Annotated in this window: 14 protein-coding genes and 2 tRNA genes; 12 read left to right on the forward strand and 4 right to left on the reverse strand. The window is 61.6% G+C overall.

Going from position 1 to position 17,798, the window contains the following annotated elements:
- Positions 1 to 79: 79 nt before the first annotated feature.
- The 5 genes from hflK (at position 80) to OIU19_RS21890 (ending at position 7,133) form a co-directional block, all read left to right on the forward strand.
- A complete protein-coding gene (gene hflK, locus OIU19_RS21870) occupies positions 80 to 1,261 on the forward strand; it encodes an FtsH protease activity modulator HflK (protein ID WP_264236763.1) in 1,182 nt (393 codons plus the stop codon).
- On the forward strand, positions 1,261 to 2,130 hold the full coding sequence (gene hflC / locus OIU19_RS21875; RefSeq protein ID WP_186555599.1) for a protease modulator HflC: 870 nt from the start codon (positions 1,261 to 1,263) through the stop codon (positions 2,128 to 2,130). Before hflK ends, hflC begins: the two co-directional genes overlap by 1 nt.
- 271 nt (positions 2,131 to 2,401) lie before the next feature.
- The gene (locus tag OIU19_RS21880) at positions 2,402 to 3,589 is read left to right on the forward strand and encodes an ATP phosphoribosyltransferase regulatory subunit (RefSeq protein ID WP_264236764.1); all 1,188 of its coding nucleotides are present in this window, start codon (positions 2,402 to 2,404) and stop codon (positions 3,587 to 3,589) included.
- Between the two features lie 57 nt (positions 3,590 to 3,646).
- On the forward strand, positions 3,647 to 4,939 hold the full coding sequence (locus OIU19_RS21885; protein WP_012316474.1) for an adenylosuccinate synthase: 1,293 nt from the start codon (positions 3,647 to 3,649) through the stop codon (positions 4,937 to 4,939).
- Between the two features lie 259 nt (positions 4,940 to 5,198).
- Positions 5,199 to 7,133 (forward strand): methyl-accepting chemotaxis protein, encoded by a 1,935-nt coding sequence (locus OIU19_RS21890; protein WP_264236765.1) that lies wholly within the window; start codon positions 5,199 to 5,201, stop codon positions 7,131 to 7,133.
- 54 nt (positions 7,134 to 7,187) lie between these two features.
- On the opposite strand, the gene OIU19_RS21895 is transcribed toward OIU19_RS21890, so the two are convergent.
- The 4 genes from OIU19_RS21895 to OIU19_RS21910 form a co-directional block, all read right to left on the reverse strand.
- Positions 7,188 to 8,753 carry an iron ABC transporter permease gene (locus OIU19_RS21895; protein WP_264236766.1) on the reverse strand — a complete coding sequence of 522 codons (1,566 nt, stop codon included), beginning with the start codon at positions 8,751 to 8,753 and terminating at the stop codon, positions 7,188 to 7,190.
- Complete coding sequence (locus OIU19_RS21900) at positions 8,753 to 9,766, reverse strand: extracellular solute-binding protein (protein WP_264236767.1); 1,014 nt, start codon at positions 9,764 to 9,766, stop codon at positions 8,753 to 8,755. Before OIU19_RS21900 ends, OIU19_RS21895 begins: the two co-directional genes overlap by 1 nt.
- Before the next feature lie 203 nt (positions 9,767 to 9,969).
- Positions 9,970 to 10,056: transfer RNA gene (locus OIU19_RS21905), tRNA-Leu, on the reverse strand.
- A gap of 80 nt (positions 10,057 to 10,136) precedes the next feature.
- Positions 10,137 to 10,223 (reverse strand) — tRNA-Leu (locus tag OIU19_RS21910).
- A gap of 271 nt (positions 10,224 to 10,494) precedes the next feature.
- On the opposite strand from OIU19_RS21910, the gene rnr reads away from it, so the two are divergent.
- The 7 genes from rnr (at position 10,495) to dnaB (ending at position 17,651) form a co-directional block, all read left to right on the forward strand.
- Positions 10,495 to 13,092 (forward strand): ribonuclease R, encoded by a 2,598-nt coding sequence (rnr, locus tag OIU19_RS21915; RefSeq protein WP_264236768.1) that lies wholly within the window; start codon positions 10,495 to 10,497, stop codon positions 13,090 to 13,092.
- Positions 13,089 to 13,835: a 23S rRNA (guanosine(2251)-2'-O)-methyltransferase RlmB gene (gene rlmB / locus OIU19_RS21920; RefSeq protein ID WP_264236769.1), complete on the forward strand. Its 747-nt coding sequence runs from the start codon at positions 13,089 to 13,091 to the stop codon at positions 13,833 to 13,835. The genes rnr and rlmB overlap by 4 nt, the downstream gene beginning before the upstream one ends.
- Before the next feature lie 231 nt (positions 13,836 to 14,066).
- Positions 14,067 to 14,492: a 30S ribosomal protein S6 gene (gene rpsF / locus OIU19_RS21925; RefSeq protein WP_186555592.1), complete on the forward strand. Its 426-nt coding sequence runs from the start codon at positions 14,067 to 14,069 to the stop codon at positions 14,490 to 14,492.
- A 28-nt stretch (positions 14,493 to 14,520) separates the two neighbouring features.
- A complete protein-coding gene (rpsR, locus tag OIU19_RS21930) occupies positions 14,521 to 14,751 on the forward strand; it encodes a 30S ribosomal protein S18 (protein ID WP_003249563.1) in 231 nt (76 codons plus the stop codon).
- Positions 14,752 to 14,784: 33 nt separating this feature from the next.
- Positions 14,785 to 15,675: a hypothetical protein gene (locus OIU19_RS21935; protein WP_264236770.1), complete on the forward strand. Its 891-nt coding sequence runs from the start codon at positions 14,785 to 14,787 to the stop codon at positions 15,673 to 15,675.
- Between the two features lie 20 nt (positions 15,676 to 15,695).
- Positions 15,696 to 16,142 carry a 50S ribosomal protein L9 gene (rplI, locus tag OIU19_RS21940; RefSeq protein WP_186555590.1) on the forward strand — a complete coding sequence of 149 codons (447 nt, stop codon included), beginning with the start codon at positions 15,696 to 15,698 and terminating at the stop codon, positions 16,140 to 16,142.
- 111 nt (positions 16,143 to 16,253) lie between these two features.
- Positions 16,254 to 17,651 carry a replicative DNA helicase gene (gene dnaB, locus OIU19_RS21945; RefSeq protein WP_264236771.1) on the forward strand — a complete coding sequence of 466 codons (1,398 nt, stop codon included), beginning with the start codon at positions 16,254 to 16,256 and terminating at the stop codon, positions 17,649 to 17,651.
- Positions 17,652 to 17,798: the final 147 nt, after the last annotated feature.

The raw sequence follows: 17,798 nt of genomic DNA on the forward strand, positions 1-17,798 counted from the left end.
CGGGCAGCCGTGACAGGCATTCTGTAGCATTGGACGGCGCGCCGTGGGCGCGTCTTTGCTTTATCAGATGGAGAGCGCTATGGCTTGGAACGAGCCGGGTGGCAACTCGAACAATCAGGATCCCTGGGGCGGCCGCCGTGGCGGCGGCGGTGGTGGCGACAAGAAAGGGCCACCGGATCTGGACGAGGCCTTCCGCAAGCTGCAGGACAGCCTGAACGGCATGTTCGGCGGCAGCAAAAAACGCGGCGGTGGTGACCGCAATATCGGCAAGGGTGGCGGCTACGGCCTGCTGGGCATAGGCCTGGCGGTGTTGGCTGCGATCTGGCTGTACAGTGCCGTGTACGTGGTCGACGAGCAGGAGCAGGCAGTCGTGCTGCGCTTCGGCAAGTACTATGAGACCGTGGGTCCAGGCCTGAACATCTATTTCCCGCCGATCGACCGCAAGTACATGGAGAACGTCACGCGTGAGCGTGCGTACACCAAGCAGGGGCAGATGCTCACCGAAGACGAGAACATCGTCGAGGTGCCGCTGACCGTGCAGTACAAGATCACCAACCTGCAGGACTTCGTGCTTAACGTCGACCAGCCGGAAGTGAGCTTGCAGCATGCGACCGACAGTGCCCTGCGCCACGTGGTGGGTTCCACTTCGATGGACCAGGTGCTGACCGAAGGCCGTGAGCAGATGGCCGTGGATATCCGCGAACGCCTGCAACGCTTCCTCGACACCTACCGTACCGGTATCACCGTCACCCAGGTCAACGTACAGAGCGCGGCAGCCCCGCGTGAAGTGCAGGAAGCCTTCGACGACGTGATCCGGGCCCGGGAAGACGAGCAGCGTGCCCGCAACCAGGCTGAGTCCTACGCCAATGGCGTGGTGCCGGAAGCCCGTGGTCAGGCCCAGCGCATCATCGAGGATGCCAACGGCTACCGCGATGAAGTGATTGCCCGCGCCAAGGGTGAGGCCGACCGCTTCACCAAGCTGGTCAGCGAGTACCGCAAGGCGCCGGACGTCACCCGTCAGCGTCTGTACCTGGAGACCATGCAAGAGGTCTACAGCAACTCGAGCAAGGTCATGGTGGCAACCAAGGACGGGCAGAACAACCTGCTCTACCTGCCACTGGACAAGATGGTCGAAGGCAGCCGCAATACGTCGGCCGCGGCCGCCAGCAGCACGTCGCCATCGGTCAACGATGCGGCCGTGCGTGCAGCGCAGGATCTGCAACAGCAACAACAGTCGCTGCGTACTAGGGAGAGCCGCTGATGAGCAATAAATCGCTGATCGCCCTGATCGCCGCAGTTGTGCTGGCTATCGTGGCCTGGAACAGCTTCTACATCGTGGCCCAGACCGAACGTGCGGTATTGCTGCAATTCGGTCGTGTGGTTCAGGCCGATGTTCAGCCTGGTCTGCATGTGAAGATCCCGTACGTCAACCAGGTGCGCAAGTTCGACGCCCGCCTGATGACCCTGGATGCTCCGACCCAGCGCTTCCTGACCCTTGAGAAGAAAGCGGTAATGGTCGACGCCTACGCCAAATGGCGCGTGAAGGACTCCGATCGCTTCTACACCGCGACTTCGGGCCTCAAGCAGATCGCTGATGAGCGTCTGTCGCGTCGTCTGGAAAGTGGCCTGCGTGACCAGTTCGGTAAACGCACCCTGCACGAGGTAGTTTCCGGTGAACGTGACGCGCTGATGGCTGACATCACCGCTTCGCTGAACCGCATGGCTAACAAAGAGCTGGGTATCGAGGTGGTCGACGTGCGCGTCAAGGCCATCGACCTGCCGAAGGAAGTCAACCGCAGCGTGTTCGATCGTATGAGCACCGAGCGTGAGCGTGAAGCGCGTGAGCATCGCGCCAAGGGTAACGAGCTGGCTGAAGGTATCCGCGCCGATGCCGACCGTCAGCGTCGCGTACTGCTCGCCGAAGCGTATCGTGAGTCCGAAGAAACCCGCGGTGATGGTGACGCCCAGGCGGCTGCCATCTATGCCAAGGCCTACAGCCAGGACGCTGATTTCTATGCGTTCCACCGTAGTCTGCAGGCCTATCGCGCAAGCTTCTCGAACAAGAGCGATGTGCTGGTCCTGGATCCGAAGAACGAGTTCTTCCGCTACCTGGACAAGAGCAAGCCCTGACTCGGGTAAATCCCGCCTGGCAGCTAAAACTGCCGGCGGGGTGCATCCTGACAGAAAAGGGGTGTATGATGAGTCAGCCGGGAAATTTCCCGGCTTTTTTGCGTCTGCAAGGTTGATTGCCCATTAGGGACCAGCCTGCGCGCTAGTAATTTGAGGGTATTGGCACGGCGGTAGCGCTGGGATTAGTGCTGCCTGCTGCTGTGGGCCAATGCCTGCTTCACTGACGGCTCGCCCACTGGCAGGCCGCCCGGACCAGAGGGGAAATGGCGTAATGGCAACGGTAGACCGCTGGCTGCTGCCAGATGGCATCGAGGAAGTACTGCCACCTGAAGCCGCGCGCATCGAGATCGCGCGTCGCCAGGTGTTGGACCTGTTCCAGAGTTGGGGTTACGAACTGGTCGTTACCCCGCATATCGAGTACCTGGAATCGCTGCTCACCGGTGCCAGCCAGGACCTGGACCTGCATACCTTCAAGGTGGTCGACCCGCAGTCTGGCCGCCTGATGGGCTTCCGTGCCGACTTCACCCCACAGGTTGCGCGTATCGATGCGCACACCCTGCGCCGCGAAGGCCCGAGCCGCCTGTGCTATGCCGGTAGCGTGCTGCACGCCCAGCCACGTCAGTTGTCTACCTCGCGCAGCCCGATCCAATTGGGCGCCGAGCTGTACGGCGATGCCAGCCCGACCAGCGACGTCGAGGTCATCAGCCTGATGTTGGCGATGCTGCAGCTGGCCGATGTGCCGGATGTGCACATGGACCTGGGCCACGTCGGTATCTACCGCGGCCTGTCGCGCGCCGCCAACCTGTCGGGCGATGCCGAGCAGCAGCTGTTCGATGCCCTGCAGCGCAAGGCGGTCGATGAAGTCAACGCGTTGACTGCCGACCTGCCGAAGGGCGTCGGCAACATGCTGCGCGCCCTGACCGAGCTGTGCGGTGGTCGCGAAGTGCTGGCCGAGGCCCGTGTACGCTTGGGCCGTGCGCCAGCCAGTGTGCTGGCTGCCCTGGATGACCTGCTGGCGATCGCCGATCGCCTGGCAGCGCGCTATCCGGACCTGCCGCTGTACTTCGACCTTGGCGAGCTGCGCGGTTACAACTATCACACCGGCGTGGTGTTCGCCGTGTTCGTACCAGGGGTCGGTCAGTCGATCGCCCAGGGCGGACGCTACGACGACATCGGCGCCGACTTTGGCCGGGCACGCCCGGCCACCGGTTTCTCCACGGATTTGAAGACCCTGGTCACACTGGGGCGAGCGGAGGTCGTATTGCCGTCTGGCGGGATCTGGATGCCCGACAGCGGTGACGCGACCCTCTGGCAGATGGTCTGCCAGTTGCGCAACGAGGGCCAGCGTGTGGTTCAGGCTCTGCCTGGGCAGCCGCTGAGTGCTGCCCTTGAGGCGGATTGTGATCGGCAATTGATTCAGCAAGACGGGCGCTGGCAGGTTCTGCCGCTGACCCATTGAGATTTTTCGGTCGGCAGTAGGCCGGCAACCAAGTTTGCGTGAATGAGGACAAGTGTTATGGGTAAGAATGTCGTCGTCCTGGGCACCCAATGGGGTGATGAGGGCAAAGGCAAGATCGTTGATCTGCTGACCGAACATGCTGCCGCCGTAGTGCGCTACCAGGGCGGTCACAACGCGGGCCACACCCTGGTGATCAACGGTGAGAAAACCGTTCTGCACCTGATTCCTTCTGGCATCCTGCGTGAAGGCGTGCAGTGCCTGATCGGCAACGGCGTGGTCGTTGCTCCTGATGCCTTGATGCGTGAAATCACCAAGCTCGAAGAGAAGGGTGTTCCGGTACGTGAGCGCCTGCGCATCAGCCCGGCTGCGCCGCTGATCCTGTCCTACCACGTAGCGCTGGACCAGGCCCGTGAAAAGGCCCGTGGCGAAGCCAAGATCGGCACCACCGGTCGTGGTATCGGCCCAGCTTACGAAGACAAAGTGGCCCGTCGCGGCCTGCGCGTGGGCGATCTGTTCCACCGCGAGCGTTTCGCTGCCAAGCTCGGTGAGCTGCTGGACTACCACAACTTCCAGCTGGTCAATTACTACAAAGAGCCGGCCATCGACTTCCAGCAGACCCTGGACGAGTGCATGGCCTACGCCGAGCAGCTCAAGCCGATGATGCTCGACGTCACCGCCGAGTTGCACAACCTGCGTCGCGCCGGCAAGGACATCATGTTCGAAGGTGCCCAGGGCTCGCTGCTGGACATCGACCACGGTACCTACCCGTACGTCACCAGCTCCAACACCACTGCTGGCGGCATCTCCACCGGTTCCGGCGTTGGCCCGATGTACCTGGACTACATCCTCGGTATCACCAAGGCCTACACCACTCGTGTCGGTTCCGGTCCGTTCCCGACCGAGCTGTTCGACGAGACTGGCGCCACCCTGGCCAAGCGCGGCCATGAGTTCGGCTCCACCACCGGTCGTGCTCGTCGTTGCGGCTGGTTCGATGCCGTCATCCTGCGTCGCGCCATCGACGTCAACAGCATCTCGGGCATCTGCCTGACCAAGCTGGACGTACTCGACGGCCTGGAAACCATCAACATCTGTGTTGGCTACAAGAACGAGAATGGTGCAGTGATCGATGCGCCTTCCGATGCCGACAGCTACATCGGCCTGGAGCCAGTGTACGAAGAGATGCCAGGCTGGAGCGAGTCGACCCTCGGTGCCAAGACCCTGGAAGAGTTGCCAGCCGCTGCTCGCGCCTACATCAAGCGCATCGAAGAGCTGACCGGCGCGCCGATCGACATCATTTCGACCGGCCCGGATCGCAACGAAACTATCGTTCTGCGTCATCCGTTCGCCTGATTCGCCGTCTAGGCTGATCGAACGCCGCGTTCCCGCAAGGGGCGCGGCGTTTTTTTTGAAAGACAATCACGTAATCCTTGTAGGCGTTGGCTTGCCTGCGATGCAGCGCGCGCTGCCAAATAAGTGCCGCGCCAATCACTCCTGCACAGACCAGCATAAACTTGGCGTTTATGCCTGCTGCCTCCGGCACAACCCTTGCTGTAAAAACGCTCTGTAGATGCCATCAAAATAATGGCGCCAGAAGCACGAGGGTTTCACCGTGTCTGCCATCCTCTCACTGTTACGAAGCCGCCTTTTGCGGCCTGTGTTTGTTGCCTTGGGTATCGCTCTTTTGGTGCAGGTGCTGGTTGCCGTTGCGCTGACCCGGAGCACGGTCACCGCCTTGGAAGCCGATCTTGGCGAGCGCCTGGGTGCCGACAGCCGCAAGCTGGCCAACGAGCTGGAACTGGCTGGCCAGGATGTGCGCAGTGGGCTCGACAACCTCTCCTCCAGCACTCGTCAGCGCCTGAGCAGTGGCCTGTCCACGCGCTTGGAAAGCGAGCAGCAACAACTGCGCGCGACCCTGGAGAAAAACCTCAAGGATTCGGCCAACGACATGGCCGAACTGCTTGCCTCGGTTGCCCCGCGGGCGATCTGGGACAACGACGTGCCAGTGCTCTCGGACTTCGCCCGGCGTGCCCAGCGCAACCCCAACGTACTGTTCGTGATCTATGACGACGCTCAGGGTCAGCACCTGACGCGCTATCTGAACCGGCAAAACCCGATCAACCAGGCGCTGATGGACAAGGGCCAGGGCGAGCGGGCGCTGGATAAAGTGCTGGACGCTGCGCGTAAAGACCCGTCGGTGTACTACGTCGAGGCCTCGATCAACCCTAACGGGGCAGAGATTGGCAAGGTTTTGATGGGGGTTTCGACAGCGGGTGTCGAGCAGGAGCTCAAGGCGCTGGATGAGCGTTTCGCGGCGCTGATCGGCAGTGGTGAGCAACTGGTCGGCGACAGCCTGGGCGCTGCAGCGGCAGACAGCGGCAAGGCCCTGCGCGCACGTCTGGAGACGGCGCAGAACAGTGCTACTGCCATGCAAGCCAATACCGCCCAGACCGTTCGTGAGGCCGCGGGTGAGTTGCGTTGGCGTATCGGCCTTGGCCTGGTGCTGGTCGGCCTGGGGGTGTTGCTGGTGGTGGCCGTGGTGCTCGGCAGGCGTGTAGTCAACAAGCTGCGCCTGCTGATTGCTGCCTTGAATGATCTAGCTGCCGGCGAAGGCGACCTGACTAAGCGGGTGACCCTCGACAGCCGGGACGAGATTGGTGACATGGCTTCGGCAGTCAACCGCTTTGTCGACAAGCTCCAGCCGATCGTGCGTGAAGCTGGCGAAGTGGCCCAGCGTACCGGCGTAGAAATCGGCGCCATGACCCAGCGCAGCGCAGGTGCTGACGCTGCCGCCGCGCTGCAGCGTGATGAGGTGGCGGCGAGCCTGCGCGATCTATCGAGCATGGCCGATGAGGCCCAAGCCGAAAGTCATGCGATGCAGGCGGCCTTGCAGCAGGTGGTGGACATCCGCCAGGCCACTGACGAAAACAGTCGGACCTCGACCCAGCTGGCCGGCCTGATCGAAAACCTCGCCGGCCAGGTCGATGCGGGCTCGCAGGTGATCGAGCGGTTTGCCAAGCAGAGCGAGCAGATCGAGGTGGTGCTGACCGTGATTCATGGCATCGCCGAGCAGACCAACCTGCTGGCCCTCAATGCCGCTATCGAGGCGGCGCGTGCGGGTGAGACTGGCCGCGGCTTTGCCGTGGTGGCCGATGAGGTGCGGGCGCTGGCGAGCAAGACCCAGAGTTCGACGGGCGACATTCAGGCGCATATCGTTGCCCTGCAGCAGGGGGCCAAGGAAGCCGTGGCGACCATCAGCCAGGCGGGGCGCCAAGCCAGCGAAGGGCTGCTGGTGCTGCGCGATAACGAGCGTCGGCAGCGGTCGGTGCAGGCGGCGGTCGAGCAGGTGCATGCGGCGATTGGTTTGGCTACGCGCGCAGCCGAGCAGCAAGCGCATGGCGCGCAGGCGGTCAGGGGGAGGGTCGAGACCATTCATGCGCAGGCCGAGCAGTCGGCGCAGGTAGTGATGCAGACCACCGCCAGCGGTAAGGTCTTAGATGATTTGGCTGCGCAGTTGCGCGCGAGCCTGGGGCAGTTCAGGGCCTGAGCGAATTTGGGGCTGTTGCGCAGCCCCAAACGCTCAAGCGCAAGACATAACAGGTTATGCCTTGTTCAAATACATCCGCGTAGTCAGCAAATAAACCGGCAACCCCGAAACCACAATCAGCAGCGCCGCATAAGGCGCGGCCGCCGCGAACTCGACATTGGCGGTATGCGCCCACACCTCAGTGGCCAAGGTGGTCATCCCGGTCGGGCTAAGCAGCAGGGTCGCTGTCAGCTCCTTCATCGCATCCAGGAACACCAACGCAAACGCCGCCGCCAGCGCCGGGAAGATGATCGGCAAGGTCACCCGGCAGAACGCGCTGAAACTGCTCGCGCCCAGCGTGCGAGCGGCTTCTTCCAGGGTCGGCGACGCCTTGTTCAGCGCCGTGCGCACCGGCGCCTGGGCCAGCGGCAGGAACAACAGCGCATACGCCAGGATCAGCAAAGCGGTGGTCTGGTACAGCGCCGGCACATAATGCAGGGCGAAGAACACCAGGGTCAGGGCAATCACCAGCCCGGGCAGGGCATGCAGCAGATAGGGCAGCCGTTCGGCCCAGATCGCCAGGCGACCTTTATAACGCACCACCAGGAAGCTGATCGGCAACGCCAGCAGCACGCAGAAACCAGCTCCGCCCAGCGATACCGACAGTGATGTGAACAGCGCTTTGCTGATTTCACCCACCGGGAACGCCGCCGATGAGCCGACGCTCAGCCAGTAGCCGAGCATGGCCAGGGGAATCCCGCTGCCTAGAATCGCCAGAGCCAGGCAAAACACCTGCGCCAGCGGCATCCAGCCACGCAACTTCACCGGCTGCGCACGACGCGCAACGCCCTGGCCAATCCGCACATGCCGCGCCTTGCCGCGCACGCGCAGCTCCAAGGTCAGCATCACCAGGCACAGCGCCAGCAACACCGCCGATAGCATGGCGGCGTTGGCGTTGCTGAACTCCAGCTCGAACTGCTGATAGATCGCCGTGGTGAACGTCTGCAAGCCCAGGATCGACAGGGCGCCGAACTCCACCAGCATGTGCAGGGCGATCAGCAGGGCGCCGCCGAGCATCGACGGCCACAGCAGCGGCAATGTGACCTTGAAGAACACACCCCAACGGCTGCAACCCAGGGTGCGCGCCGACTCCTCCAGGGAGGTGTCGACATTGCGCAGGGTGGCGGCTACTGGCAGGAATACCAGCGGGTACTTGGACAGCGCCATGACCAGGATCGCCCCGCCCAGCCCTTCGAAGTCCGAGCTCAGCGACACCCAGGTGAAGCTGCTGACGAACGACGGCACGGCAAATGGCAGGCACAGTACCACGCCCCACAAACGCCGCCCTGGCAGGTCGCTGCGCTCGAGCAGCCAGGCCAAAGCCAGGCCGACCACCATGCACACCAAGGTGACACCCACCATCAACAGCATCGTGTTGCGCATCAGGCCCCAGACGAAGGGGCGCCATAGCAGGTGCAATGCTTCCCGCCAGCCGGCCTCCCAGGCCTTGAGCGCGACGTATAGCAACGGCAGCAAGCTCATCGTCACCAGGAACAGGACAGGCAGCACCACCCAGATCGAGGGGCGCTTGCGGCGCGGCACGAAACGCGCCTGGGCCGAGAGGGGCAGGGCGGCAGTCATTAGAGCAGGCCGACCTCGCGCTCAAGCTCAAGGGCTTCCTCGGCGTTACCAAGGTCGGCTGGGGTGATCTGCGGCGGACGCAGTTCTTCGAACGGCTTCAGGCCCTGGTCAGAGACCATGCCTTTATGCAGCGGGTATTCGGCGGTGGTCTGGGTGATCACGCGCTGGCCTTCCTCGCTGGCCATCCAGTTGAGCAGGGCCTGGGCTTCTTTCGGGTGCTTGCTGGCCTTGACTGCGGCGGCGCCGGAGATGGTCACCAGGCCGCCGGCGTCGCCGTCTGCCAGGTAGTACAGCTGCGAATCCAGCTGGCCGCGCTCACGCTTGAGGGCATACCAGTAGTAGTTGTTGACCAGCACGGCATCGACTTCGCCTTTTTCCACGGCCTTCAGGGCGACCATGTTGTTGGTGTAGGTCTTGCCGAAGGCTTTCAGGCCAGTCAGCCACTCTTCGGCGGCATCGCGCCCGTGCATCTTGAGGATGGCCACGGCTTGCTCCTGAAAGGCGCCGCTGGTCGGCACGAAGCCCACGCGGCCATCCCATTCAGGGTTGGCGAAGTCCATCACCGATTGCGGCAGGTCTTTCTCGTCGATCTTCTTCGGGTTGAACACCACAACGCGGGTGCGCGCGGTCACGCCCATCCAGCTGCCGTTGGCAGCAACGTATTCCTTGGGCAGCATGTTCAGGGTGGCGTCGTCGATCTTGGCCAGCAGGCCCAGCTCGCCAAGGTTGTTCAGCGGCGGCGACTCTTCGGTATAGATGACGTCGGCAGGCGAGCGGTCGCCTTCCTCGATGATCTGGCTGGCCAGCTGGTTGCTGCTGCCTTTGCGGATGTTGATATGAATGCCGGTCTTGGCCTCGTAGGCCTTGGCGATGGCTTCGCCGATTTCCTTGTGCTGACCGTTGTACAAAGTCAGGCTGACCGGGTCGTCTGCCATGGCGGCCGGAGCGCCGATCACCAGGCTCAGAACAGCGGCGGCCAGGGTGCGCATCAGCGGTTGCGGACGGATCGTCATGCGGGTACTTCCTCGCTTACGGCTACATATTTGGAAACAATGGTAAACGAAATTGTTTCTCAAGTGGCCGAGTGACGAGAAATTCATGAGCAGACTATCGTTCAATTTCCCGCCAGAACCTGCATGCGCATAGGCAGCTAATAAGGTGGGGACAAAAAACGCAGGCAAGAAAAAACCCACTAGCAAGCTAGTGGGTTTTTATATGGTGCCCAGGAGAAGACTCGAACTTCCACGATCTTGCGATCACTGATACCTGAAACCAGCGCGTCTACCAATTCCGCCACCTGGGCAAATCTTTACATCTACAGCGTACTGCGATGAATCTCTTGCTGACTGACAGATAAGCCTGTTATCTATCACTCGAAATATTTGGTGCCCAGGAGAAGACTCGAACTTCCACGACCTTGCGGTCACTGATACCTGAAACCAGCGCGTCTACCAATTCCGCCACCTGGGCACACTCGTTGAAATCACATGATGCTTTACAACATCGTTCATCTCAACTACAACGTCGGGTGTCCGTCGTTGTGGTGCGCACTATACGGACGCCCTATGAGGCTGTAAACCCCCCGAATCAAAAAAAATTCAAAAAATTCAACTTGTTGATTCCATAGGCCTTACCCAGCGCACAAGACCCTCAGACGGGGGCTGTCCAAGGCCGACATTTCCGGTTTCAATACGCCTATGCCAAACTTCTACTCTATATACCCCAAGGTGAACCCCTTCTGATGGCCGATTGGCAATCCCTCGATCCCGAGGCCGCCCGCGAAGCGGATAAATACGAGAATCCTATTCCCAGCCGTGAGCTGATCCTGCAACACCTTGCCGACCGCGGCGAACCGGCTGCGCGAGAGCAGTTGGCGGCGGAATTCGGTCTGCACGAGGAAGACCAGATCGAAGCCCTGCGCCGCCGTCTGCGTGCCATGGAGCGTGACGGTCAGCTGATCTATACCCGGCGCGGCACCTATGCCCCGGTAGACAAGCTGGACCTGATCTGCGGGCGCATCTCTGGCCACCGCGATGGTTTCGGCTTCCTCATCCCTGACGATGGCAGTGACGATCTGTTCCTCAGCCCGTCGCAGATGCGCCTGGCGTTCGACGGTGACCGTGGCCTTGCCCGTGTCTCCGGCACCGACCGCCGTGGCCGCCGTGAAGGCGTGCTGGTCGAAATCATCTCCCGTGCCCACGAAAGCGTGGTCGGCCGTTACTTCGAAGAAGGCGGCATCGGCTACGTGACCCCGGACAACCCGAAGATCCAGCAGGAAGTGCTGGTGACTGCCGGGCGTAACGGCGGCGCCAAGATCGGTCAGTTCGTCGAAATCAAGATTACCCACTGGCCCACCCCGCGCTTCCAGGCGCAAGGTGATGTGGTCGAGGTGATCGGCAACTACATGGCTCCAGGCATGGAAATCGACGTTGCCCTGCGCAGCTACGACATCCCGCATGTCTGGCCGCAAGAGGTGATCAAGGAAGCGCGCAAGTTCCGCTCCGAAGTCGAAGAGAAGGACAAAGAAAAGCGCATCGACCTGCGCCACCTGCCATTCGTCACCATCGACGGTGAAGATGCCCGCGACTTCGACGACGCTGTCTACTGCGAGCCACAGGGCAAACTGCGCCTGTTCTCCGGCGGCTGGCGCCTGTATGTGGCGATCGCCGACGTTTCCAGCTACGTACGCCTGGGCTCGGCCCTGGACATCGAGGCGCAGCAGCGCGGTAACTCGGTGTACTTCCCTGAGCGGGTAGTGCCGATGCTGCCTGAGGAGCTGTCCAACGGCCTGTGCTCGCTGAACCCGCACGTCGATCGCCTGGCGATGGTCTGTGAAATGACCATCAACAAGTCTGGCCAGATGGTCGACTACCAGTTCTACGAAGCGGTGATCCACTCGCACGCGCGCCTGACCTACAACAAGGTCAGCAGCATGCTCGAGCATGCCCGTACCCGCGAAGGCAAGGCCCTGCGCGAGGAATACAAAGAGGTTGTCCCGGATCTCAAGCACCTGTATGCCCTGTACAAGGCATTGCTGGCGGCGCGCCATACTCGTGGCGCGATCGATTTCGAGACCCAGGAAACCCGGATCATCTTCGGTGATAACCGCAAGATCGACGAAATTCGTCCGACCGTGCGTAACGAAGCCCACAAGCTGATCGAGGAATGCATGCTGGCGGCCAATGTTGCCACCGCCGAATTCCTGCAAAAGCATGGCGTGCCTTCGCTGTACCGCGTGCACGATGGTCCGCCACCGGAGCGTCTGGAAAAACTGCGCGCCTTCCTCGGTGAGCTTGGCCTGTCCCTGCACAAGGGCAAAGAGCCTTCGCCGAAGGACTATCAGGCGCTGCTGGCGAGCATCGCCGGTCGACCGGATTTCCACCTGATCCAGACCGTCATGCTGCGTTCGCTGAGCCAGGCGGTGTACAGCACCGAGAACAACGGCCACTTCGGCCTGAACTACGAGGCGTATACCCACTTCACCTCGCCGATCCGTCGTTACCCCGACCTGCTGGTGCACCGCGCCATTCGCAGCGTGATCCGTTCCAAGGTCGATACCCCGCACGTCAAGCGGGCCGGCGCGATGAGCATCCCCAAGGCGCGCATCTACCCGTACGACGAGCCGACCCTGGAGCAGATGGGCGAGCAGTGCTCGATGACCGAGCGCCGTGCCGACGAGGCCACTCGCGACGTGGTCAACTGGCTCAAGTGCGAGTACATGAAAGACCGCGTGGGCGAGATCTTCCCAGGCGTGATCACTGCCGTTACCGGCTTTGGCCTGTTCGTCGAGCTGACTGATATCTACGTCGAAGGCTTGGTGCACGTCAGTGCCCTGCCAGGCGACTACTACCACTTCGATGCGGTGCATCACCGCCTGTCGGGTGAGCGCAGCGGTCGCAGCTTCCGCCTGGGCGACACCATCGAAGTCAAGGTCATGCGCGTTGACCTCGACGAGCGCAAGATCGATTTCGAAGTCTCTCAGGCAAGCGCCAGTGCAGCCGTTGGCCGCAAGCGTGCGGCTGCTGATGGTGCAGCGCCTGCCAGCAAGGCCAAGCCCAGCGAGCAGCGTGAAGCCAAGGTCGAAGCGAAAATCGATCCGGCGCCACGTCGTCGCAAGAGCGAAGCCGCTGATGCCTACTTCCCCAAGGACGCGGTGCAGCGCAACGCCGAGGTGCGCAAGAGCCGCGAGATGAAGAAGGCGCTGATGGGCGAGGCGCGCAACGCCCCGTCCTCGAACAAGTCGGACAAGGGCGGCAAGTCGGCCTCCGGCAAGCCCACCAAGCACCGCAAGGGGCCGCCAAAATCGGGCGCGCCACGTAAGAGCAAGAGCAAGTCATGAGTCAGCTGGAAAAAATCTACGGCGTGCATGCCGTGCAGGCGCTGTTGCAGCACCACCCCAAGCGGGTCAAGCAGATCTGGCTGTCCGAAGGCCGTAGCGAGCCGCGCGTTCAAGCGCTGCTCGCGCTGGCTGGAGAAAACCGCGTGCCGGTTGGCCAAGCCGAGCGCCGCGAGATGGACACCTGGGTCGAAGGCGTGCACCAAGGTGTGGTTGCCGAGGTGAGCCCGAGCCAGGTGTGGGGCGAGCTGATGCTCGAGGAGTTGCTTGAGCGTACCGAGACGCCGCCGCTGATTCTGGTGCTCGACGGCGTCACCGATCCGCACAATCTCGGCGCCTGCCTGCGTACCGCCGATGCCGCCGGTGCTACAGCGGTCGTGGTGCCCAAGGACAAGTCGGCAACCTTGACCCCGGTCGTGCGTAAAGTGGCCTGCGGCGCCGCCGAGGTGATTCCGCTGGTGGCGGTGACCAACCTGGCGCGCACCCTGGAAAAACTGCAGAAGCGTGGCCTGTGGGTGGTTGGCACTGCGGGGGAGGCTGAGCAGGAGATCTATCAGCAGGACCTGACCGGTCCGCTGGTCATGATCATGGGCGCTGAAGGCAAAGGCATGCGCCGGCTGACCCGCGATCATTGCGATTTTCTGGTGAAGCTGCCGATGAGCGGCAGTGTCAGCAGCCTGAACGTTTCTGTCGCGACAGGCGTTTGCCTGTTCGAGGCCGTTCGCCAGCGCCAGATCAAGCGCTGATCGAGAAGGGGCCGCTTACGCGGCCCAGTGGTTGATGGCACTTGGATATGTTTGCGGTTGTTCAAATAATCGCCAATTACCTTGCTTGTGCGTCCGGCCTTCTCTACAATTGCGCCCCTTGCCCAGCAGGCAGGCGCGCATGTGCCTACTGTCCAAGGCAAGACATACAGTGTCATTCACTCCTTGTCTGACCAGATTCGCTGGCAGACTACTAACCCGTAAGGAGCATTCATGCGTCATTACGAAATCATCTTCCTGGTCCACCCGGATCAGAGCGAGCAAGTCGGCGGCATGGTTGAGCGTTACACCAAGCTGATCGAAGAAGATGGTGGCAAGATCCACCGCCTGGAAGACTGGGGCCGTCGTCAACTGGCCTACGCAATCAACAATGTTCACAAGGCTCACTACGTGATGCTGAACGTTGAGTGCACCGGCAAGGCCCTGGCCGAGCTGGAAGACAACTTCCGCTACAACGATGCCGTGATCCGTAACCTGGTCATCCGTCGCGACGAAGCCGTTACCGGCCCGTCCGAGATGCTCAAGGCCGAAGAGAACCGCAGCGAGCGCCGTGAGCGTCGTGAACGTCCTGAATCTGCTGATGGCGCCGAAGGCGACGACAGCAATGACAGCGACAACAGCGATAACGCTGACGAGTAATCCACGGACCTTTTGAGGAGCCTATTACATGGCACGTTTCTTCCGTCGTCGTAAATTCTGCCGCTTCACTGCTGAAGACGTGAAAGAGATCGACTTCAAAGATCTCAACACCCTGAAAGCTTACGTATCCGAAACCGGCAAGATCGTTCCAAGCCGTATCACCGGTACCAAAGCTCGTTATCAGCGTCAGCTGGCTACCGCTATCAAGCGCGCCCGCTTCCTGGCCCTGCTGCCCTACACCGACAGCCACGGCCGCTGAGACCGGGTTTTCGACAAGTAGCAAGGGATAAGCATGCGAGCGTTAGCTGATTTCATCATGCGCGGTCGCGTGCAGGCCACTGTAGTGGTGGCCGGTAGTGCGGCATTGCCGCTGTTGTTCTGGTTGTGTGCCGCCGCTGGGAGCCTGGTGTTCCTGCGGCGCGGTTTCAAGGACGCTTCCTCGGTCATCGTCTGGGGCATTTTGCCGGCGTTGGCCTGGTGGGTCTTCGGCGAGCCGCGCACCTTGATGGTGCTGCTGGGGACGCTGGGGCTGGCTGCGCTGTTGCGCGCTGGGCATTCCTGGAAGCGGGTGCTGTTATCCAGCATCGCCTTGGGCCTGTTGTACGGTGTCATTCTGGGTTCAGCGTTCCGTGAACCGATTGAAGCTCTGGCGCGAGCGCTTGAAAAAGCCCTGCCGCAGATGCTCGACGGTCTCTACCAGCAGTTATCGGTGGAGGAGCAGGCGCAACTTGGGAAGCTCATCGTACCGGTGCTCAACGGCCTGATGGCGGCTGGGCTGCAGGTTGTCAGTGTGTTGGCCCTGATGTTGGGTCGCTACTGGCAGGCCGCGTTGTACAACCCGGGAGGTTTTGGCCGCGAGTTTCAAGCGGTGCGAACTCCCCTGGTGCCGGCGCTGGTGCTGTTGGGGTGCATGCTGTTCGGGCCGAACCTCGGTTCTGCCTTGGCATTGCTCACGCCGCTGTGCAGCGTGCCGCTCATGTTTGCCGGGCTTGCCCTGCTGCATGGGTTGGTGGCGCAGAAACGTCTGGCCAAGTTTTGGCTGGTCGGGTTGTACGTGACGCTGGTCCTGTTCATGCAACTGACTTATCCGTTGCTCGTGGTTTTGGCCATTGTCGATAGCCTGATTGATTTTCGCGGTCGCAAGTCACCTCAGGGTGATGATTCCGCGAACGGTGAAGGTTAAAAGTTAAGAGGTTTTACCAAATGGAACTGATCCTGCTGGAAAAAGTCGCCAACCTGGGCAACCTGGGCGACAAAGTTAAAGTTAAAGCCGGTTACGGCCGTAACTTCCTGCTGCCATTCGGCAAGGCCACCGTTGCCAACGCCGCCAACCTGGCTGCGTTCGAAGAACGTCGCGCCGAGCTGGAAAAGGCTGCTGCTGACAAGAAAGCTTCGGCTGAAAGCCGCGCTGCCCAACTGGCAGAGCTGGAAGTCACCATCACCGCCACCGCTGGCGATGAAGGCAAGCTGTTCGGTTCGATCGGCACCCACGACATCGCTGACGCCCTGACCGCCTCCGGCGTTGAAGTGGCTAAAGCTGAAGTTCGTCTGCCGAACGGCACCATCCGTCACGTTGGCGAATACGACGTAGCCGTGCACCTGCACAGCGACGTTGAAGCCACCGTACGCGTGGTCGTCGTTGCAGCCTAAGCTGTAGCAACTGGCTGGCTCCTCGTGAGCTAGCCGGTTAACATCGGGCACGGCTCTGCCTCGCAGACCGTGCCCTTTGTTTTTCTCCTCACCCAGAATTCTTTCGTGGCCATGAACGAGATCACCAACCCCGAACAACTCGACCTACAGACCGCAGCCCTGAAGGTGCCGCCGCATTCCATCGAAGCCGAACAGGCTGTGATCGGTGGTCTGATGCTGGACAACAACGCCTGGGAAAAGGTACTGGACCAAGTTTCGGACGGTGACTTCTATCGGCATGACCACCGCCTGATCTTCCGCGCCATCCACAAGCTGGTCGACCTCAACCAGCCGTTCGACGTGGTCACCCTGCACGAGCAGCTGGACAAGGAAGGCGTGTCCAGCCAGGTCGGCGGCTTGGCCTACCTGGCGGAGCTGGCCAAGAACACCCCGTCGGTCGCCAACATCAAGGCGTATGCGGCGATCATCCGTGAGCGCGCCACGCTGCGCCAGCTGATCAGCATCAGCTCCGATATCGCCGACAACGCCTTCAATCCGCAGGGGCGCAACGCCGAGGAAATCCTCGACGATGCCGAACGGCAGATCTTCCAGATCGCCGAGGCGCGGCCCAAGACCGGCGGCCCCGTGGGCGTCAACGAGCTGTTGACCAAGGCCATCGACCGCATCGACACGTTGTTCAACTCCGACAGCGACATCACCGGTATCTCCACCGGCTATACCGACCTGGACGAGAAGACCAGCGGCCTGCAAGCGGCTGACTTGATCATCGTTGCCGGTCGTCCGTCGATGGGTAAGACCACCTTCGCCATGAACCTGGTCGAGAACGCAGTACTGCGCAGCGACAAGGCAGTGCTGGTGTTCTCCCTCGAGATGCCAGGCGAATCGCTGATCATGCGTATGCTCTCCTCGCTTGGCCGGATCGACCAGACCAAGGTCCGTTCCGGTCAACTGGACGATGACGACTGGCCGCGCCTGACGTCGGCGGTCAACTTGCTCAACGATCGTAAGCTGTTCATCGACGACACCGCCGGCATCAGCCCTTCGGAGATGCGTGCGCGGACCCGGCGTCTGGCGCGTGAGCATGGCGAGATCGCCATGATCATGGTCGACTACCTGCAACTGATGCAGATTCCAGGCTCGGCCGGTGATAACCGGACCAACGAAATCTCCGAGATTTCCCGATCGCTCAAGGCCCTGGCCAAAGAGTTCAATTGCCCGGTGATCGCTCTGTCCCAGCTCAACCGCTCTCTTGAGCAGCGGCCAAACAAGCGTCCGGTCAACTCTGACTTGCGTGAGTCCGGTGCAATCGAGCAGGACGCCGACGTGATCATGTTCGTGTATCGGGATGAGGTGTATCACCCCGAGACCGAGCATAAGGGTGTTGCCGAGATCATCATCGGTAAACAGCGGAACGGTCCTATCGGCTTCATTCGTCTGGCGTTCATCGGCAAGTACACCCGTTTCGAGAACCTCGCGCCGGGCATGTACAACTTCGACGACGACGAGTAATCGTCTCCCGCCATCCTCCAGGCCGGGATCACCCGTCAGAGCGATGCTGAGCGTCAGGCGCGTTCGCAGGGAAGCCGGTCCCGAGGGATGGCCGGGTCGTGCAATGCTCACCATGAATCCGACCATTATCGTCGGACTTGATCAAAA

This window comes from Pseudomonas sp. BT-42-2 (assembly GCF_025847435.2).
In the GTDB taxonomy this organism is placed as follows: Bacteria; Pseudomonadota; Gammaproteobacteria; order Pseudomonadales; family Pseudomonadaceae; genus Aquipseudomonas; species Aquipseudomonas urmiensis.